This window comes from Polaromonas sp. CG_9.7 (assembly GCF_015752205.1).
Taxonomy (GTDB): domain Bacteria; phylum Pseudomonadota; class Gammaproteobacteria; order Burkholderiales; family Burkholderiaceae_C; genus Polaromonas.
The window spans coordinates 48881-68258 of sequence record NZ_JADOVG010000001.1 but is presented as its reverse complement, the minus strand read 5'-3'; the positions used below and the strand labels follow the sequence as shown (position 1 = coordinate 68258).

Annotated in this window: 20 protein-coding genes; 13 read left to right on the top strand and 7 right to left on the bottom strand. The window is 63.1% G+C overall.

Going from position 1 to position 19378, the window contains the following annotated elements:
* Positions 1-67 precede the first annotated feature (67 nt).
* Entirely contained in the window at positions 68-1717 is a 1650-nt protein-coding gene (locus tag IWX87_RS00350) for a SulP family inorganic anion transporter (RefSeq protein ID WP_196861527.1), read from the top strand.
* A gap of 306 nt (positions 1718-2023) precedes the next feature.
* On the opposite strand, the gene IWX87_RS00345 is transcribed toward IWX87_RS00350, so the two are convergent.
* Positions 2024-2539: an outer membrane protein assembly factor BamE gene (locus tag IWX87_RS00345; RefSeq protein WP_196861818.1), complete on the bottom strand. Its 516-nt coding sequence runs from the start codon at positions 2537-2539 to the stop codon at positions 2024-2026.
* A gap of 141 nt (positions 2540-2680) precedes the next feature.
* Here IWX87_RS00345 and IWX87_RS00340 point away from each other — a divergent pair, with 141 nt between their 5' ends.
* The 3 genes from IWX87_RS00340 (at position 2681) to nadB (ending at position 5507) form a co-directional block, all read left to right on the top strand.
* Positions 2681-2899 (top strand): DUF3460 family protein, encoded by a 219-nt coding sequence (locus IWX87_RS00340; RefSeq protein ID WP_196861526.1) that lies wholly within the window; start codon positions 2681-2683, stop codon positions 2897-2899.
* A 105-nt stretch (positions 2900-3004) separates the two neighbouring features.
* On the top strand, positions 3005-3889 hold the full coding sequence (locus IWX87_RS00335) for a ScpA family protein (protein WP_231376495.1): 885 nt from the start codon (positions 3005-3007) through the stop codon (positions 3887-3889).
* 40 nt (positions 3890-3929) lie between these two features.
* Positions 3930-5507: an L-aspartate oxidase gene (gene nadB, locus IWX87_RS00330; protein ID WP_196861525.1), complete on the top strand. Its 1578-nt coding sequence runs from the start codon at positions 3930-3932 to the stop codon at positions 5505-5507.
* 911 nt (positions 5508-6418) lie between these two features.
* Here the strand turns inward: nadB and IWX87_RS00325 are convergent.
* From IWX87_RS00325 to IWX87_RS00310, 4 genes are read right to left on the bottom strand one after another with little or no spacing between them, the layout of a single operon-like run.
* Complete coding sequence (locus tag IWX87_RS00325; RefSeq protein WP_196861524.1) at positions 6419-6904, bottom strand: DoxX family protein; 486 nt, start codon at positions 6902-6904, stop codon at positions 6419-6421.
* Positions 6901-7704 carry a DNA-binding domain-containing protein gene (locus IWX87_RS00320; protein WP_196861523.1) on the bottom strand — a complete coding sequence of 268 codons (804 nt, stop codon included), beginning with the start codon at positions 7702-7704 and terminating at the stop codon, positions 6901-6903. The genes IWX87_RS00325 and IWX87_RS00320 overlap by 4 nt, the downstream gene beginning before the upstream one ends.
* Complete coding sequence (locus IWX87_RS00315; protein ID WP_196861522.1) at positions 7701-8555, bottom strand: DUF692 domain-containing protein; 855 nt, start codon at positions 8553-8555, stop codon at positions 7701-7703. The genes IWX87_RS00320 and IWX87_RS00315 overlap by 4 nt, the downstream gene beginning before the upstream one ends.
* 20 nt (positions 8556-8575) lie before the next feature.
* Positions 8576-8860 carry a DUF2282 domain-containing protein gene (locus IWX87_RS00310; RefSeq protein ID WP_196861521.1) on the bottom strand — a complete coding sequence of 95 codons (285 nt, stop codon included), beginning with the start codon at positions 8858-8860 and terminating at the stop codon, positions 8576-8578.
* Positions 8861-9047: 187 nt separating this feature from the next.
* Between IWX87_RS00310 and IWX87_RS00305 the strand changes: the two genes are divergently transcribed.
* On the top strand, positions 9048-9623 hold the full coding sequence (locus tag IWX87_RS00305; RefSeq protein ID WP_196861520.1) for a sigma-70 family RNA polymerase sigma factor: 576 nt from the start codon (positions 9048-9050) through the stop codon (positions 9621-9623).
* Positions 9620-10261 carry a DUF1109 domain-containing protein gene (locus IWX87_RS00300; RefSeq protein WP_196861519.1) on the top strand — a complete coding sequence of 214 codons (642 nt, stop codon included), beginning with the start codon at positions 9620-9622 and terminating at the stop codon, positions 10259-10261. Before IWX87_RS00305 ends, IWX87_RS00300 begins: the two co-directional genes overlap by 4 nt.
* A 121-nt stretch (positions 10262-10382) precedes the next feature.
* On the opposite strand, the gene IWX87_RS00295 is transcribed toward IWX87_RS00300, so the two are convergent.
* Positions 10383-11354 carry a tripartite tricarboxylate transporter substrate binding protein gene (locus IWX87_RS00295; protein ID WP_196861518.1) on the bottom strand — a complete coding sequence of 324 codons (972 nt, stop codon included), beginning with the start codon at positions 11352-11354 and terminating at the stop codon, positions 10383-10385.
* 186 nt (positions 11355-11540) lie between these two features.
* Positions 11541-12017: a MarR family winged helix-turn-helix transcriptional regulator gene (locus tag IWX87_RS00290; RefSeq protein WP_196861517.1), complete on the bottom strand. Its 477-nt coding sequence runs from the start codon at positions 12015-12017 to the stop codon at positions 11541-11543.
* Positions 12018-12222: 205 nt separating this feature from the next.
* Between IWX87_RS00290 and IWX87_RS00285 the strand changes: the two genes are divergently transcribed.
* The 7 genes from IWX87_RS00285 (at position 12223) to rfbF (ending at position 19374) form a co-directional block, all read left to right on the top strand.
* A complete protein-coding gene (locus IWX87_RS00285) occupies positions 12223-13914 on the top strand; it encodes an FAD-dependent monooxygenase (RefSeq protein ID WP_196861516.1) in 1692 nt (563 codons plus the stop codon).
* A 14-nt stretch (positions 13915-13928) separates the two neighbouring features.
* Positions 13929-14123 (top strand): DUF2783 domain-containing protein, encoded by a 195-nt coding sequence (locus IWX87_RS00280; RefSeq protein ID WP_196861515.1) that lies wholly within the window; start codon positions 13929-13931, stop codon positions 14121-14123.
* 49 nt (positions 14124-14172) lie between these two features.
* Positions 14173-14712, top strand: a complete 540-nt coding sequence (locus IWX87_RS00275; RefSeq protein WP_196861514.1) for a VOC family protein — start codon at positions 14173-14175, stop codon at positions 14710-14712.
* A 5-nt stretch (positions 14713-14717) separates the two neighbouring features.
* A complete protein-coding gene (fahA, locus tag IWX87_RS00270; RefSeq protein WP_196861513.1) occupies positions 14718-16043 on the top strand; it encodes a fumarylacetoacetase in 1326 nt (441 codons plus the stop codon).
* A gap of 203 nt (positions 16044-16246) precedes the next feature.
* Complete coding sequence (locus IWX87_RS00265; RefSeq protein WP_196861512.1) at positions 16247-16918, top strand: tRNA-uridine aminocarboxypropyltransferase; 672 nt, start codon at positions 16247-16249, stop codon at positions 16916-16918.
* A 548-nt stretch (positions 16919-17466) separates the two neighbouring features.
* Positions 17467-18549, top strand: a complete 1083-nt coding sequence (locus IWX87_RS00260; protein ID WP_196861511.1) for a beta-1,6-N-acetylglucosaminyltransferase — start codon at positions 17467-17469, stop codon at positions 18547-18549.
* A 51-nt stretch (positions 18550-18600) separates the two neighbouring features.
* Entirely contained in the window at positions 18601-19374 is a 774-nt protein-coding gene (rfbF, locus tag IWX87_RS00255; RefSeq protein WP_196861510.1) for a glucose-1-phosphate cytidylyltransferase, read from the top strand.
* Positions 19375-19378: the final 4 nt, after the last annotated feature.

Below are 19378 nucleotides of genomic sequence, written 5' to 3'. Positions count from 1 at the left end.
AAATTTGTTTGTCTCCTGCGCTTTGGATGCGCCGGTTAAAGCGGGTGCAAGCGCACAATCTTTTCCCATGCACCTGCCCATTCAATTCGCCCGGTTTCGTCCGCGCCTGCTTTCGTCGTTGGCCGGCTACAACCGCGAACGCTTCTTCAAGGATGCAGGCGCCGGCCTGACGGTTGGCATCGTGGCGCTGCCGCTGGCCATGGCGTTTGCGATTGCCTCGGGCCTAAAGCCCGAAGCGGGCATCTGGACGGCGATCATTGCCGGCGCCATCATTGCCTCGCTGGGCGGCCCGGCGGGGGCGTTTATCGTCATCGTTTACGGCATCATCGAGCGCTATGGCCTGGCCAATTTGCTGATCTCCACCACCTGCGCCGGGGTGCTGCTGTTTTTACTGGGTTTCTTCAAACTCGGCACGCTGGTGCGCTATGTGCCGGTCAGTATCGTGGTGGGGTTTACCAACGGCATCGCGGTGCTGATTGCGCTGTCGCAGGTCAAGGACCTGCTGGGACTGAACATTGCCAAAATGCCGGCGGATTTTTTCTCGCAGATCAAGGCGATTGCCCTGAACATCGGCACGCTGAACCTGTACGCGCTGGGCCTGGGGCTGGCCTGCCTGCTCGGCCTGCTGGTCTGGCCGCGACTGTTTGACACCCAGACGCGCTATGCCCACGCCTTCACCAACCGGCTGATCCGGCTCATCCAGGCTGGCGAAGGCCTGCAGCTCAAGCGCGCCACCCGACTGGCTTCGCGCCTGCCGGGGCCGATCGTGGCGCTGCTCACGCTGACGGCGCTGGCTTATGTGTCGAGCCTGCCGGTGGAAACCATCGGCAGCCGCTTTGGCGGGATTCCGAGCGCCCTGCCGATCTTTGAATTTCCTGATTTCTCATGGTCGACGGTGCGGCTGCTGGTGGCCCCGACCCTCACGATTGCACTGCTGGGCGCGGTCGAGTCGCTGCTCTGCGCGCGCGTGGCCGACCAGATTTCGGGCCTGCCGCGCCACGACCCGAACCAGGAACTGATGGCGCAGGGCGTGGCCAATTTTGTCGTGCCGTTTTTTGGCGGCATGCCGGCCACCGGCACGATTGCCCGCACCGTGACCAATGTGCGGGCCGGCGCCACCTCGCCCATCTCGGGGCTGGTGCATTCGCTGACGCTGGTCGCCGTGGTGCTGGTGGCCGCCCCACTGGCCGTGCATGTGCCGCTGCCGGTGCTCGCCGGCATCTTGCTGTACGTCGCCTGGAACATGGGCGAATGGCGCGAGTTCGCCGAGTTAAAACGCGCCAGCAGCCACTACCGGCTGATCATGCTGGGCACGTTCTTTTTGACGGTGGTGTTTGACCTGACGGTGGCGCTGCAGGTCGGCCTGCTGCTGGCCTGCGTGCTGTTCGTGCGGCGCATGAGTTCGCTGTTCCAGGTGGTGGCGTTGACGAACAGCGGCGAGGAAGCCTGCTTCCGGCTGCACGGCTCGCTGTTTTTTGGCGCCGTGGCCAAGATCGACCCGATTTTGAACGTCGTCGAAAGCGCCCCGCAGGGCATGACGATCCGGCTTGATTTGCAGTCGCTGCAGTCACTCGACGCTTCGGGCCTGGATGTGCTGGAGCAACTGCAAAAAGCCATCGCCTCGCGTGGCGGCCGGCTGGTTCTGGCCGGCCTGAATGCCCAGCCCCGGGAAGTGATGGAACGCTCGGGCTTTTTGGCGCAGGTTGAAACGCTATAAAAATAATAGCTTACTGTGCTTTCTGCCATTGCGCAAACGGCTTTTTTTCTTTAAAAACCTGAACTGTTTAACGCCACCGCCTCACCCCATCTCCTAATCCCTATCCTTTGTCATTGCGGGCCTGACCCGCAATCCATCCGTGCGCGGTCAACCGTTCGGGGATACCCAACCGCTGCCTGGCTGCGGTTGGGTTGGGTGCTGTGGATTGCGGGGCGAGCCCGCAATGACAGAGTAAAGACAAAAGGCGTTTCAAATGCCATTTCCAACAACTCGTTAAAGGGTTGGCAAAAAACAGCGTCCAGTCGCCTACCGGCTCTTCGGATAGACGCTTTCCTCATCTGCCGACTGCGTGCGGACCACGCGCAGGTTTGCGTCAAACACTGCGGTAAAAATCATCAGGGTGCTGGGCGGATTCAGGTAGCGCCAGTCGTAATGCGTTTCGCGCTTCAGCGCAAAGGGCGTGACCTTCATCGGCTTGCCCAGCATCTTGCGCACCGTCTCCATCGGCATGCCGGGCAGCACGCGGGCAAAATTTTGCGGTGTGAGCACCTGGCGCAGCCCGGTCATCCGGCCATCGGGGCCAATGGTGATCATGTAATTGACCTGGCCCGCAGGCTGGCGGTTGTATTCGAGGGTGCGGGCACCCGGCTCGGCCGCCACGCCCGGCATGGGCAGCGACGCCATGTCGCTTGCTTCCCAGACTTTCTCGGGAACGCCAAAACGGGCCCACACATCAGTTTCGGTGGAAACACCTTCCTCCAGCTCCTTGATGCGTTCCTGGTCGCAGCCGGCCAGGCCCAGAATGATCGACAGCAAGCCCATGAACAACACCGCCTTTTTGGTAGCCGTCGGCAAAACCGCAGAGAAACACACAGTTTCCGCCACGGCGGGCTGACGAATGAATGATGGCATGGCAGACCCCGGTAAAATCCACCCACTATACGTTTTAGGCGGTCCAGACCCATGTCTCTTTTTCAACGCACCCACTACACCTCTGAAATCACCTCGTTCATCGACGGGCTGAAAGCGAAGAAGCCGACCCTCGAAGCCGAGCAGCGCGCCGGCCGCGCCATCTGGTGGGACAAGAACCTGAACCTGGCCGACCAGGCGGACTACGGCGAGGCGCGCGTGGCGCAGCAGGCCTATGTCTATGGCACCAGCGCGCACCCGAACGGCGACTGATTCCCGTATTTCGCATGGCGCCTTCAGCCGGCAGCCTACCGGCTGAAGCCAGCCTGTTTTCCATGGCGGCCAGCCCATGAACCGATTCCCCCCGCTGCTGCCCTGATGCTACCCATCCCCTCCTTGGCTATTCCCGTGCAGGAACCGCGCACCCCTGGCGACGCGCCCCTGCCCACAGCGGTCAACCCTGAACCGCCGGGACTGATCGACCCGGTCGCGCTGGCGCGGCTGTATGGCGAACCGATGTTCGCCATGCCCAAGGACCTGTACATTCCGCCCGATGCGCTGAAGGTCTTTCTCGAAGCCTTTGAAGGCCCGCTGGACCTGCTGCTGTACCTGATCCGCAAGCAGAATTTCAATATTCTCGACATTCCGATGGCGGCGGTGACGCGGCAGTACCTGGCCTATGTCGATGAAATCCGCGCCACCAACCTGGAGCTGGCGGCCGAATACCTCTTGATGGCCGCGATGCTGATCGAGATCAAGTCGCGCATGCTGCTGCCGCCGCGCAAGGCCGCCGAAGGCCCGGAGGCCGACGACCCGCGCGCCGAGCTGGTGCGGCGCCTGCTGGAATACGAGCGCATCAAGCTCGCCGCGCACCGGTTGAACACCCTGCCGCAACGCGGCCGCGATTTTGCCGTGGCGCAGGTGCATGTGGAGCAATCCACCGAGCCGCGCCTGCCCGACGTGACGCTGGTCGATTTGCAGGAAGCGTGGCAGGGCATCGTCAAACGCGCCAAACTGGTCCAGCACCATGTCATCAGCCGCGAAGAACTCTCGGTGCGCGAGCACATGAGCATCGTGCTGCGCCGGCTGCAGGGCCGCAAGTTCCTGGAGTTCGAGGAACTGTTCGATGCTTCGCGCGGCATGCCGGTGCTGGTCGTCACCTTCATCGCGCTGCTGGAGCTGGCCAAGGAATGCCTGCTGGAAATCACCCAGGCCGAATCCTTTGCGCCGATCTATGTCCGGCTGGCCTACACGCCCGCGTGATGCTTAACCCCACCCTCAACGTCTTCAACCCGGCTCTGCAATGACACATGATTTTGATGTTTTGATCGTCGGCAGCGGCTTGGCCGGCTTGAGCGCCGCGCTGCATCTGGCGCCCACGCACCGGGTGGCCGTGATCACCAAGCGCAGCGTCAGCGACGGCGCCAGCGGCTGGGCGCAGGGCGGCATTGCCGCCGTGCTGGCCGACGGCGACAGCTTCGACGCGCATGTGCAGGACACGCTGGTGGCCGGCGCCGGCCTGTGCGACCTGGCCGCCACGCGCTTTGTGGTCGAAAACGCGCCCGGTGCGATTGCCTGGCTGCGCGCGCTGGGCGTGCCGTTTTCGCTGGAAGACGGCGAATTGCACCTGACGCGCGAAGGCGGTCACGGCGCGCGGCGCATTGCCCATGTCACCGACGCCACCGGCGCGGCCGTGCAGCGCACGCTGATCGACGTGGTGCGGCAAACGCCGGGCGTCACGCTGTTCGAGCAGCACACGCTGGTCGATGTGATCACCGCGCGCAAGCTCGGCTTGCCGGGTGCGCAGCGCTGCCTGGGCCTGTACGCGCTGGACGACGCCACCGACGAAGTGCTGACCTTTCGTGCGCCGCAAACCATCCTGGCCACTGGCGGCGCCGGTAAGGTCTACCTCTACACCACCAACCCCGACACTGCCACCGGCGACGGCATCGCGGCCGCCTGGCGCGCCGGCTGCCGGGTGGGCAACATGGAGTTCATCCAGTTCCACCCGACCTGCCTGTACCACCCGCATGCCAAGTCGTACCTGATCAGCGAAGCCGTGCGCGGCGAAGGCGGACAGTTAAAACTGCCCGATGGCACGCGTTTCATGCTGGACCACGACGCGCGCGCCGAACTGGCGCCGCGCGACGTGGTGGCACGGGCCATCGACTTCGAGATGAAAAAACGCGGCCTGGACTGCGTGCTGCTCGACATCTCGCACCAGAGCCCGGCGTTTTTGCATGAGCACTTCCCCAACATTCTGGCGAAATGTGCCGAGCTGGGCATCGACATCACGACCCAGCCGATTCCCGTGGTGCCGGCCGCGCACTACACCTGCGGCGGCGTGCTGACCGATTTGGCCGGCCGCACCGACCTGCCAGGCCTGTTCGCCGTGGGCGAGACGGCCTGCACCGGCCTGCACGGCGCCAACCGGCTGGCGAGCAATTCACTGCTCGAATGCATGGTGTTTGCGCAGGCTGCCGCCCAGGCGATTGGTGCCGCACCCGCCGCGCCAGCGGCCAAGGTGCCGCGCTGGGACGACAGCCGCGTGACGGACGCCGACGAATGCGTGGTGATCTCGCACAACTGGGACGAGCTGCGCCGCTTCATGTGGGACTATGTCGGCATCGTTCGAACCAACAAGCGGCTGGAGCGCGCGGCGCACCGCATCACGCTGCTGCAGGCCGAGATCCAGGAGTTCTATGCCAATTTCCATGTGACGCGTGACCTGCTGGAGTTGCGCAACCTGGTGCAGGTGGCCGACCTGATCGTGCGCTCGGCGCAGCTGCGGCGCGAAAGCCGGGGCCTGCATTTCAGCCGCGACTACCCCGACATGGCGGCGCCGGCGGCGGCCACCATTCTGGTGCCGCCCGTGGCCTGATCCTGTCTGGGGGGGGTCTTGCTTGACGGAGCACGCGATTGCGTTTTCAGTCTTGGGGCTTTGGGGCTTTGGGGCTTTGGGGCTTTGGGGCTTTGGGGCTTTGGGTGGGTTCTTCTGTGGATTGAGGGGTGAGCGCCTTCCCGGCGGGGGTAACTTTCTTTTCTGGCAAAAAAGAAAGTCACCAAAGAAAGTTGCCTGTGAAAGCGGGAGCGGGTTGGAGCTGAACGCTCCGACGGGCCAACGCTTCGCTAGGCCCTGGGCATGTAGGATGTGGCCTGGAGGGCATTCGCCGTCACTGGCTGGTGCTACCTTTCCCTCGCCAACAGCTTCACGCTCTGCTTGATCTGCATTGCTTGCGCGGCGCGGGTTGCTGTCTGCTGCCAGCCACGCCATTTTTTCTTCCTTGTCCGCTGGATCTGGTCAGCAGGCCAGCCGCTGTTGTACAACGATGGGCCTTTTGCCTGTCCGCTGTTAGCCCCATGACATGCCTTGACTGAGTAAAAAAGCAAGAAACTGCCAGCAGTGTTTGAAGTGCAAAGAAACGATCAGGCAGAGCGTGAAGCTGTTGGCGAACGAGCGGTAGCACCAGCCAGAGACCGCCCTGGCCGCCTGCCCGTAGCTCCAGGTGCCCAGGGCCTAGCGAAGCGTTGGCCCGTCGGAGCGTTCAGCTCCAACCCGCTCCCGCTTCCCAAGGCAACTTTCTTTGGTGACTTTCTTTTTTGCCAGAAAAGAAAGTTACCCCCGCCGGGAAGGCGCTCACCCCTCAATCCACAGAAGAACCCACCCAAAGCCAAAGGAAAAAACAGCGCTCAAACCGGAATCGCCAGCAGTTACTTTTATTAAAAAAATAGGGCTTATCCGCACATCCTTATTGCATTTTCAGCTATTTTTTTAATAGCAAACGAGCCAGCCTACCGAATCCGCAGCCACCGGTCCAACGACAGCGTTCCAGCGCCACGCCCGACCAGGTAAAGCAGCAAACCGGCCCAGGACAGGTGCGTTGCCCAGGCGTCGGGATAGACAAACACCTGGATCACCAGCGTCATGCCCAGCAGCGCCAGGGCGGACAGGCGGGTAAACAGGCCCAGCACCAGCAGCAAGGGGAACAGGTGTTCGGCCCAGGCTGCCAAATTCGCGGCGATTTCGAACGGCACCAGCGGCACCTGGTACTCGTACTGGAACAGTGAATAGGCGCTGTCGTTGACCGTCAGCCAGCCATCCACCTTGGTGCGGCCGGACAGGAAAAAGATGGCGGCGATGGCAATCCGGTTCACCAGCGCCAGAGCATCGTGCGGCACCAGGCGGGTAAGCCCGCCGGCCAGGCTGTGCCAGAGGCCACGCAGCCCGGTGGGTTCGGGACGGGTGACGGCGGTCGTCGTGGACAAAACGGGGTTCATGTCAGCTCCTGATGGTTCGGGGTGGGATATGTCCGGGCGCTGCAAAAAGCACCCGCCTGCAGCAACGCGGTCATCAGTTGCTCCAGGTCGCAGTCGGCCTGCCGGGCCAGCGCTGCATCCGCTGCCAGTGCCAGCGGACGTCCGGCGGCACAGGCATCCAGAAATGCGCAGCCGCCCGCGTCCAGCGCGGTCCAGACAACGTCGCCCTCCGGCCGGGTCAGCAGCGCGCCCTCGCCGATCCAGTCCAGCGCATCGTCACTGTCCATGCCTTGCGGGACGTCCTGCCGGTTGCGCTGCCAGAGGGTATAGATGGGCTGGTCTTCAAACCAGGCCCAGCGCGCAGCCGGGTGTGGTTGAAGCACCAGTTCGCCCAAGCCTTCCGGCGGCGCATCCGCCAGCGCGGAGGGCGCCAGTGCCGGGGCATCTGCCGCCACATGCGCTTCGGTCCAGAAACGGTCGAGCCGGGCCACGCCGGCCAGGTAGGGCAAGTCTGCCGCCGGTGCAAAGCCTGCCAGGAAACCGGGGAAATCCGCGCCATACACCAGCAGCCGGGTATCGACAGGCGGTTGTGCGCGCGCATGCAGGGCGGCAGCGGCGCGGAACCAGTCCTCGCCCACCAGCCGCAACACCGCCGGGTAGTTGGCTTGCAGCGCATCGATGCAGCCCCTGACAACGGTGTTGCGGTACACCGCAAAGCCGGGCTGGTCCGTCAGGTCGCGCAAGTGGTCGGGCACTGCATCGGGCAATGTCCATAGCGCCTCGGCAAAGCGGTCCTGGAAACTTGACAGTTCGGTGCTCATGGCACCAACGCCTCTTTTTCGTGCGGCTGGCCCTGCAGCAGCGCCTGCGCCTGCCGGCGTTCGGCCAGCAGTTCGGCGAAAGGCGGCAACTGGTCATCACGCTCGATCAGCGTCGGGCGCGGGCCGATGCGCGCAATCAGGCGCTCATACAGCGCCCATACCTTGGGCGAAACCGGCGCATCGTGCGAATCCACCAGCAGCGCCTGGCCCAGCACGGGGTCGGGCGTGTGGCCCGCCAAGTGGATTTCCATCACCTCGTCGCCGGGAAAAGCGTCGATATAGGCCTCGGCGCAAGTCCCCAGATTGCTGGCGCTGAGGTACACATTGTTCACGTCGAGCAGCAGGCCGCAGCCGCTGCGGCGCGCGAGTTCCTGCAAAAAATCAACCTCGTCCCAGGCATGGCCTTCGATGCGCAGGTAGTGGGACGGGTTTTCAATGGCGATGCGCCGCCCCAGCGCATCCTGGGTGCGGGCAATGTTGCCGGCCACGCGCAGCAAGGCCGCCTGCGTGCGGGCAAAAGGAAGCAGGTCGGGCAGGTAACTGCCGCGCCAGGCCGACCAGGCCAGGTGCTCGGACACCAGCGCCGGCTCGATGCGGTCCGCCAGTGCGGCCAGCCACGCCAGGTGGGCCGCGTCAGGCGGTGCATCGGCCGCCAGCGAGAGCGACACGCCATGCAGCGACAGCGGATGCCGGGACCGGATGGCGTCGAGCCAGGCCAGCCTCGGGCCACCGGCCACCGCATAGTTTTCCGGATGCACCTCGAACCACAGCCCGGCGTCATCGCAGGTCAGGGCCTCGTCGAAATGCGCGGGCTTCAGGCTCAGGCCGGCGCTTGGTCGGGCGGCATTCACGGGGTGCGTCCTGACGACGCTCAGGCCTTGATGGCGTTGAGCGAGCCCATGCCCTTGGGCGTCTTGATGGTGGTGCAGGTACCGGCAGGCACCTGCTTCCAGGCATTGCCCTGGTAGTCCACTTTCGACGTGCCGGCGCAGGTGGTGCCGGGTCCGGCGGCGCAGTCGTTCTTGCCGGCCAGGGAAACGCCGAAACATTTTTCCATGGCTGGCTTGGCGTCCATGGGCTTGTTCTGGGCAATGGCGGCACCCGAGGCGAGCGCGGCAAGGGCCAGGGTGCTGAGTGCGATGGAACGGATGATCATGAGAGTAGCTCCGGTTGATGACAAAGGGTTGAACAGGCAGGCAGCGCGGGTGGCGCGGGTCTGCGGACCTGGCGGAAGGACTCCGCTACAGTCTGCCCAGTAGTTCGGCGCAACCCGGCCGCTGGTTACACACCAGCGAATCTTTTTTTAAACTATTTTTTTATCGACGCTGTAACCCAAAGCCTGCATGGACCGAATACAAGAAAGAGACCGCCGGTTCACCGACACCGAAATCCGGTTACGCGGCCTGATGCTGCAAGGCCTGGAAGGCGATGCAGCGGCCTACCACCAGTTCCTGAAAGCATTGAGCGCACACCTGCGGGCTTATTTCCGGAAGCGGCTGTTCCAGCGAACCGATGAAGTGGAAGATATCGTGCAAGACACCCTGATCGCGGTGCACAACCAGCGACACACCTACCGAACCGACCAGCCCCTGACCGCCTGGGTGCATGCAATTGCACGCTACAAGCTGATCGACCTGCTGCGCGCCCGGGCCTCGGGCGAGTCGCTGAACGTTCCGCTGGACGACGAGCTGGAACTGTTTGCCGCGTCCGACACCGAAGCCAGGGAGGCAAAAAGAGACCTCGACGCGCTGCTGGCCGGGCTGCCCGACCGCCAGCGCCTGCCTATCGTGCATGTCAAGATCGAAGGCCTGTCCGTGGTCGAGGCGGCACAGCTGACCGGCATGTCGGAGTCGGCCATCAAGATCGGCGTGCACCGGGGCCTGAAGGCGCTGGCCGCCAAAATCAGGGGAATTGCATGAAAACCGATGAACTTGTCAGCCTCCTGTCGGCCGGGGTCGCGCCGGTGCCGGCCAACAGCGTCGGCCGGCGCTTTGCGCTGGCCATGGGCTGGGGCCTGCCAGGCGCGATGCTGCTGCTGGTCATGGTCCTGGGCATTCGCCCTGGCCTGGCCGAAGAGGCCGGCACGCTGATGTTCTGGCTCAAGCCGGGCTTTGCGGCCGCGCTGGCGCTGGCCGGGCTGGTCGCCGCCGAGCGGCTGGCCCGCCCCGGCATGCGGCTGGGACGGGTGAATGCCGCGCTGGCCCTGCCGGTGGTGCTGCTGTGGCTGATCGCTGCGCTGGCGCTGGTCAATGCAGCGCCGCCGCAGCGCGCCGGGCTGATTCTGGGCGAGACATGGAAAAGCTGCCCCTTCAACATCGCGCTGCTCTCGCTGCCGCTGTTCGCGTCCACGCTGTGGGCGCTCAAGGGCCTGGCGCCGACACGCCTGGCGCTGGCCGGGGCCAGTGCTGGCCTGCTGTCCGGAGCGCTGGGCGCGCTGGTGTATTCGCTGCACTGCCCGGAATCGGCCGCGCCCTTTCTGGCGGTCTGGTACGTTCTGGGCATTGCGATTCCGACGCTGGCCGGCGCGCTGCTGGGGCCGCGCGTGCTGCGCTGGTAAGCGCGGTTGCGCAGAAGCTGGCAGTCAGGTCAAGCGCTGCCTTATAAGCCAAATCTGCCTTCAGCGCTTTCCTCAGTTGCATCTACAGCTCTGCTTTTTATAGCAAAACAAGCTTGCCGTTTCAATCCAGCCGGATATTGCTGGCACGAATCACCTTGGCCCATTTTTCGCGCTCGGCTTTGGCATAGGCATCCATTTGCGCCGGCGTGCTGGGTATTGCTTCCAGCCCCAGCGTCTGGAAGCGCGCCTTGACCTCGGTAGAGTCCAGCGCCGCCAGCAAGGCCTTGCTTAGCGCGTTCACAGCTTCGGGCGGCGTGGCGGCAGGCACCACCAACCCTTGCCAGGCATAGGCTTCAAAGCCCTTCAAGCCCTGTTCGGCCAGCGTCGGCAGGGTGCTGAAGGTGGCAATGCGCTTTGGGCTGGCAACGCCAATGGCCACCAGCCGGCCGGACTGGATGTGCTGGTAGCCGCTGGCGGTGTCGACGAACATCATCGGCACCTGGCCGCCAATCACGTCCTGCACTGCCGGAGCCGCACCCCGGTAGCCCACATGCACCATCTTGAGCCCGCTGCGTTCGCGGAACAATTCGGTCGCCAGGTGGTGCGGACTGCCGGCGCCCGGCGTGGCGAAGTTCACGCCATCGGGCTGCTTTTTAGCCCAAACCATGAACTCGGTCAGGTTCTTGGCCGGCACACCCGGGTTGACCACCAGGATCAGCGGGAAGCGGGCCATCAGGCCGACCGGCGTGAAGTCTTTTTCGACGTTGTAGCTGAGCTTTGAATACAGCGCCGGGTTGGCCGCCATGGTGGCCGTGTCGCCGGTCAGCATGACATAGCCGTCGGGCCTGGCCTTGGCGGCATAGTCGGCGCCAATGTTGGTGGCCGCGCCGGGCTTGTTGTTGATGATGATGGGCTGGCCCAGCGTCCGGCTCATGGGCAGCGACAAAATTCGGGCCACCACGTCCGAGCCGCCGCCTGCCGGGTAGGGAACCACCCATTCGATGGATTTTTCCGGATACGCTGCAACTGCTGCCAGCGGCAAGGCCAGCAGGGCGACGCTGATCCAGCGGCGCAGGGTGCGGGGGTAGTGCATGAAAACTCCAGTGATGTCAGGTCATTCAGATCAGGAAAATCTGCACCGTTTCAGCGAAGGAATGCATCACCGGGCAGACAAGGCAGGCCGATGATAGAAAAATATGGTTGCGCTCACAACTGGGGTATGTACTCACCCTGAAGCCGGTTTCACTGGGGAATAAGCCCATGTCGCGCCTCTCCCATTTCACTTATCAGCGCCTGTATCGCCCTCAACCGCCGTTCGCGCATGGGCAACCAGCCGGTCGAGCAAATTGTCGAGTTGCCCGCGCTCTGCGGCATTCAGGCATGAAACGATTTCTTCATTGCGCCGGCCGATGACGCGCATCAGGCGCTCGCACACCACCTCGCCCGCCGTTGTCAGGGTCAGCAATACGCCACGCCCGTCGGTGATGCTGGCCTGTTTCAACACCAGGCCCTGGTCGACCAGCGACTGGGCGGCGCGGCTGGCCTGGCCCTTGTCCAGGTTGGCCCGATAGGCCAGGTGCTTGATCGACAGCGGCGTGAAACTCCCAATGGCCGACAGACAGCGCCCTTCGCTCAAGGCAATGCCCGCATCGCTCAGGTAAGCGCTTTGGGTGAGCCGGTCGGTGAGCTTGGACAGCGTGTGCAGCCGGTGGGTGAACATGCGTTCGAGAGAAATCGAATCAGGTGGGGAGGACATCGCAGCGCCAGACGTTCAGAAAAAATGGTCAACGAATCACTATACGTGAGGCCAGCCGCCGCTGCCTGACGGGGGCATCAAGCCACGCCAGCGTCCGAAAAACCTGAGTCAAACAACAGGGTAATTACCGAGGTCGATATTGTTAAAGCCTTCAATAATGGTTGTATACGCAACCAGTTAGCATCATCAGCGCACCCAAACCTCCATGCACCAACCCGCCACCCAAGCCCGCCCGTCGATTTATTACCACTACCAGGTGTTCAAAGCGTGGCTGCCCTCGGCGCATGCAGCGCAGAGCCGCCAACAGGTGGTGATTGCCGGCGCCGGCCCGGCCGGCATGGTGACGGCGCTGGAACTGGCCCGTCTGGGCGTGGCCAGCGTGGTATTGACGCCAGAATTGCAGGTCTCGCAGGGCAGCCGCGCCATCGTGTTCACCCGCCGCTCCATGGAAATCCTGCAGCAGGTGGGCGTGGCCGGCCGCATGAGCGAAAACGGCCTGCCCTGGCGCTTCGGCAACTCCTACTACCGGGGTCAGCGCGTGTTCCGCATGGAAGCGCCGCACGACGCGGACGACCGTTTCTTTCCAATGCTCAACATCCAGCAGCAGTACCTGGAGGAATACCTGATCGACGCCTGCCAGGCCAGCCCGCTGATTGACCTGCGCTGGGGCAACAAGGTCGTCGGCGTGGCGCAGGCGCCCGGCCTGGCCCGCGTGAGCATCGATACGCCCGAAGGCCCCTACACCTTGGAAACCGACTGGCTGGTGGCCGCCGACGGGGGCCGGTCCGACATTCGCGCGGCCCTGAAGCTGCAGATGGAAGGCTCGTCGTATGAGGGCCTGTTCGTCATCGCCGACATCCGTATCGACCTGCCGCTGCCCACCGAGCGCCTGGCTTATTTCGACCCCGAATGGAACCCCGGCAACACCATCCTGATGCACCGCGAGCCGCACGGCATCTGGCGCGTGGACTACCAGCTGCCACCCGGCGAAACGCCCGAGCAGGCGCTCAGACCGGCGTCGCTCAAGAGACGCATCGATGCGCAGCTGGCCATGATCGGCCACGCCGGCACGCCGTGGGAAATGGACTGGAATTCAGTCTATTCAGCCCGTACGCTGACATTGCCAGATTATGTTCAGGGCCGCGTGGTCTTCACCGGCGACGCGGCGCACCTGCTGCCGATCTTCGGCGTGCGCGGCGCGAACACGGCGTTTCAAGACGCGCAATCGTTAGGCTGGCACCTGGCCTTTGTCGTGCGCGGTCTGGCAAGCGACAAGCTGCTGGCCAGCCACAGCGCCGAGCGCGTCGGCGCGGCGCGCGAGATCATCGACGAAGCGGGCAAGAGCACGCGCTTCATGGCGCCGCCGAGCCGGGGCTTTCGGCTGCTGCGCGATGCGGTGCTGTCGCTGTCGCTGACAGAGGCATTCGTGCGGCCGCTTTATCACTGGCGCACCTCGCGTCCGCACGCGTACAGCGGCTCAATGCTGAACAGCCGGGGCGACGACAACGCTTTGTTCAGTTCGGGACCAGCCCACGGCGCGCCGCCGCAAAACATTCGCCTGGCGCCCGACGACTTTTTGCTCGACCACCTGGGCGGCGGCTTTGAGCTGCTGTACTTCACGCAGGAAGCGGCGATTCCCGAAGCTTTGCGGCAGGTGATCGCGGCCACCCGCGCCCGGGGTGTGCCTCTCAGGGTGACAGCCGTGGGCGCCACGCAGCCCGTGGACGGCGCCGACCTGACGCTGGCAGACGCCGACGGCCACTTCCGCCAGCGCTACGGCGTGCAGGCCAGTGGCGCCGCCTTCCTGCTGCGGCCCGACCAGCATGTCTGCGCGCGCTGGCTGACGCTGGACGCCACGCGCCTGCAAGCCGCCTTTAACATCGCCCTGCCCCAGTGAACCGGATTGCCTCCATGACTGCCCACAAAAATACCCTGCCCCTTGCCGGTCTGGAAACCGTGTACGACGCCCTGGCGAGCGCCATTGACCAGGCCGGTCCTGGCAAGACCGAACTGTTTTTGGTAAAACTGGCCTTGCTCAATGCCAACGCACTGGCCGATGCCCGGCTGTTTGAAACCCATGTTCAGGCCGCGCTTCGCGACCTGTGACACTTGTGCAAGCCTGTCACCCCCTGACAACCCAACGTTTGAGGTCATCATGAACATCCAGAAAATCCACCACGTCGCCTACCGCTGCAAGGACGCCAAGCAAACCGTCGAGTGGTACGGCAAGTACCTGGACATGAAATTCATCCTGGCGATTGCCGAGAACGAAGTGCCCTCGACCAAGGCGCCCGAACCGTACATGCATGTTTTTCTCGATGCCGGCAATGGCAATGTGCTGGCTTTTTTCGAGCTGCCGACCCAGCCGCCCATGGGCCGCGACCCCAACACCCCCGAGTGGACGCAGCACCTGGCGCTGCAGGTTGAATCGATGGACGCCCTGATGGACGCCAAGGCCCGGCTGGAGGCCGGCGGCATTGACGTGCTGGGCCCGACGGACCACACCATTTTCAAGTCCATTTACTTCTTTGACCCGAGCGGCCACCGGCTGGAGTTGTGCGCCAACACCGGCACGCCGAAAATGGCGAAGATGCTCGACGAGGCCAAGTGGGACATGCTCAACGAATGGGCCGTGACCAAGAAAGCGCCCCAGCATGCGCGCTGGATGCATGACGGCAGCATGGCCGGACAATAAAGCCCATGACAACCCTGACGCCACTCGACGAAACCCACGACACGGCGCTGCGCAGCTGGCTCGCGTCCGCCCACCAGGCGGGCACCGACTTTCCGATCCAGAACCTGCCGTTCGCGGTCTTTCGCCGCCAGGGCACGCTTGAGGCCTTTCGCGGCGGCGTGGCCATCGGCGACCAGATCCTGGACCTGGCGGCACTGGCAGCAACTGGGGTGTTCAGCGGCGAGGCGGCCATGGCGGCGCAGGCGGGCGCGCAGGACACGCTCAATGCCCTGATGGCATTGGGCGCTGACGCCTGGCATGCCCTGCGCCTGGCGCTGTCACGCGCCTTGCGAGAGGGCGCAGCCGAACAGGCCGTGCTGGCCGCTTGCCTGGTGCCGCAGTCCAAAGCCGAATACGGCCTGCCGGCACGCATCGGCGACTACACCGATTTTTATACCTCGGTACACCACGCCACCAACATTGGCCGTCAGTTTCGCCCCGACAACCCGCTGCTGCCGAACTACAAATGGGTGCCCATTGGCTACCATGGCCGGGCTTCGAGCATTGGTGTGTCCGGCCAAAGCTTTCACCGCCCCGTGGGCCAGACGCTGCCGCCCGGCGCCACGCAACCGGTGTTCGGCGCAAGCAAGAAGCTGGACATCGAACTCGAACTGGGCATTTTTATCGGCTCTGGCAATGCGCTCGGCGAGCCGGTTTCCATCATGCAGGCCGAAGCCCATGTGTTCGGCCTCTGCCTGCTGAACGACTGGTCGGCGCGTGACCTGCAGGCCTGGGAATACCAGCCGCTCGGGCCTTTCCTGTCGAAGAACTTCGCCACCACGATTTCCCCGTGGATCGTGACGCTCGAAGCGCTGGCGCCTTACCGCACCGCCTTCGTGCGCCCTGAAGCAGACCCGCAGCCCCTGCCCTACCTGGACTCCGAGGCGAACCGCCAGCAAGGCGCGCTCGACATCCAGCTGCAGGTCGGCCTGCTGACACCCAGGATGCGCGAAGCCGGCCAGACTAACGCCACGATTTGCCGCACCAGCTACCGCCATGCCTACTGGACCGTGGCGCAGCTGGTGACGCACCACACGGTCAACGGCTGCAACCTGCAGCCCGGCGATCTGTTCGGCAGCGGCACGCTGTCGGGCCCGACGCTCGACCAGGCCGGTGCGCTGATCGAGCTGACCACCGGCGGCAAGCACCCGCTGCTGCTCCCCAATGGCGAAAGCCGCAGCTACCTGGAAGACGGTGACGCCGTGGTGATTCACGGCTGGTGCGAAAAAGCCGGCGCCGCACGCATCGGCTTTGGCGAATGCCGGGGAACCGTGCTGCCGGCGCGCAGCTGAAAGGCGACAGGATGCGGACTGCATTCCCTGCCCCGGACTTGATCCTGGTCCCGATGACAGAGGTTATGTTTTGTGCGGCAACCTGAAAAGTGACCTGCGTAGTCTCTCTTTTATTAATTAAATAAGGCTAAAGCGCACGTCCAGCCTCTACCTATAGCTCTCTTTTTGATAGTGAATAAGTTGCGCCACGCACAAACCTGCCCATGACACCCACCCCCCGCAAACGCCTGGCCTGCGCCATTTGCCTGCGCCCGCAAAGCGCCTGCATCTGCCGCTGGGCCACGCCTGTCGAGCATCCGGTCGAGGTGCTGATCCTGCAGCATCCGCTGGAAGTGGACAACCCCAAGGGCACTGCGCGGCTGCTGCACCTGAGCCTGCCGGGCAGCCGGCTGGTGACGGGCGAGGTGTTCGATGACCTGCCCGCCCTGCTGGCCGATCCGCCAGGCACCGGAGGCGCCCCGGGCAGCGCGAAGCTCAACCTGCTGCTTTACCCGGAAACGCCGCAACACCAGACGCCAGGCATTACGCCCAGGCAGCTTGCCCCGGGCGACCTGGACGATCCTGCCCGACTGCGGCTGGTCGTACTGGACGGCACCTGGCGCAAGAGCCTCAAGATGCTGTACGCCAACCCGCTGCTGCAGCAACTGCCGCGCCTGGCATTGCAGGACGTCGGGGCGTCGCATTACCTGATCCGCAAGGCGCACCGGCCCGAACAGCTTTCAACACTGGAGGCGACCTGCGCAGCACTCGCCCAGTTGCACGCGAACGCCGGACGGCTCCAGCCCTTGCTCGCTGCTTTCGATGGCTTTGTCGCCCAGCAGATGGATTTGCGTCGGCTGCGCGGCGCCGGCAGCCCGCGCATGCCGAATTTTTGAAGCAATCGGGCATTTCACCTCACCCTGAGGTGTTTTTTGCTATTTTTTCAATAGCAAGTTTCGCCGGTTTGCAATGGCTTTAATGTGGCATCCAGGGTCAAATTTCGCCCTTGCCAAGACTGCCGTTGGCAACTGCCGCATCACACGGCTGACGCCAGGTGTAAGTTACCTGCTTTTTTCGAAACAACCTTGATTGCGTATCACCTGGGCGATGAACATCCACGGTTTGATGTCAAACGATTGCCATCGGCTTTCCGACGTGAATTCAAGCAGCGGATGAGAATCTTCCTCCCCGGAAATGGTTGTTTTTGAAATTGTCAATAGTCCATTTATGAGACCTGATTAGTCCGTTCATGAGATTGACGACTTTTACTGTTTTCGCAAACACTTAAGCCAATCAACAAATCTTCACGAATTAGGCAAAAACGTAATGCACCGACCCGCAATTTCAGGCATCAGATTGAACGGATTTGTTAATGCAACGACATGCCTGGCAGACCTACGGACCGCTCTTTGAATCCCCAAAAGCCGTCAACAAACACTAAAAAATGAAACCCAATATTGTTTTTCTGGTGATGTCTGCAGTTGGCAAGCCAGAAACGCTTGACCAACTGGCGCATTCACTGGCACCCCATACGGTGCTGGTTCACCATGATTTTTCCCAGACGCCGGACTTTGTGCTGACCGCACCGAACGTCCGGTTTGTCCCGGATCCCAAGCGCACGGGTTGGGCTTTCTTCGGGTTTGTAGACGGGATTTTCCACTCCATGAAGTACGCACTGGCCAACCTGGAGTTTGACTATCTTCAGTTGCTCAGCCCGAGTTGCCTGCCCATCAAATCCATTGAAGCTTTCGAGACACACATCTCGGGCCGCGAGGAAGCCCATTTTGACTGCATTGACCTGTTTGCCGACCAGGACGCACTGATGTCGGTTGGCTACAGAGCCCTGACGCCTGAAAAATCGTTACGCCACCGGATCGTGCGGCGACTGGGCAATGCCTACTTTGACGCGGCAAGTGGCCGACGCGACGAGGCCGGTATCTGGCTGCACAGTGGCGGCAAGAAAAGCATTCTGGCGCTGGTGGCGCTGGGCTTGTTCAAGGCGCTCAGCCGGCCATCGATCGGGCAGCATATTTTCAACGAGAAATTCCGGCCTTATTACGGCTCGACCTGGTTCGGTGCCAGTCGCCACGTCGTGGCCGCCATGCTGGAAAAATTCCTGCATCCCGGCGTTCGCGACTATTTCAGCCGGCTGTGCATTGCCGACGAGTTCCTGATTCCCACCTTGCTGATGCATGTCGCACCCGCCAAGGGTCCGATGAACCATTACATCCAGCGATTCGACCATGCGCACCCGGGAAGAATCGACGAACAGGCCATGGAGCAACTCAAGGCCACGCCCGCTTTTTTTGCCCGCAAGTTCCCCGACGATCCGGCCGCGCCGATTCGTGTGCGGGTGCTGGCTGAACTGGTAGGCAGCGAATTGCCTTTTCAGAGTCTCGAAAAGGCAGCCGAAATACCGCAGGACATCAGCGCTTTGACGCCACCTGGCACGACAGCATCTGTCAGCCAGTCAGCAGACGGCAATTTTCTGGCCGGAATGTTTGGCCAGGGCAAGGTTGCGCACTAGGGGCAAGCCGCCCCGTGCGCTTACAACAACATTAACAAAAGGGAAATTAAAATGCAGGCATTGATTCTGGCCGGTGGACTGGGAACGCGCATCAGCGAGGAAAGCGCCGTTCGCCCCAAGCCCATGGTCGAGATTGGCGGCAGGCCGATCATCTGGCACATCATGAAGATGTACATGGCGCACGGCGTAAGCGACTTCGTGATCTGCTGCGGCTACAAAGGCCACCTGATCAAGCAGTTTTTCCGTGACTACGCCATGGACGGGGCCGACATCACCTTTGACATGCGCGACAGCACCACGACCATGCTTCGCACCTCGACCGAGCCGTGGAAGGTCACGCTGGTCGATACCGGACTGGACACGATGACCGGCGGGCGCATCCGGCGCGCGGCACGTTACCTGAACGACGGGCCGTTCTGCTGCACGTACGGCGACGGCGTCAGCGATGTGGACATCACCAAGCTGATCGCCTTCCACCGTGAGCAAAATGTGCTGGCAACAGTGACGGCAGTGCAGCCGCCAGGCCGCTTCGGCGCCTTCAACCTGCATGCCGACAACGCGCTGGTGCCGAGTTTCAAGGAAAAGCCGGGCGGCGACGGTGCCTGGATCAACGGCGGCTTTTTTGTGCTCGACCGAACAGTGGTCGAACTGATCGAAGGCGACGACACCATCTGGGAACGCGGTCCCATGGAGCACCTGGCCGCCCACCACCAGATGGCCGCCTTTCGCCACGAAGGCTTCTGGCAGCCGATGGACACGCTGCGCGACAAGCAGACGCTCGAATCCCTGTGGGCTGCGGACAAGGCACCCTGGAAATCCTGGTGAGTGC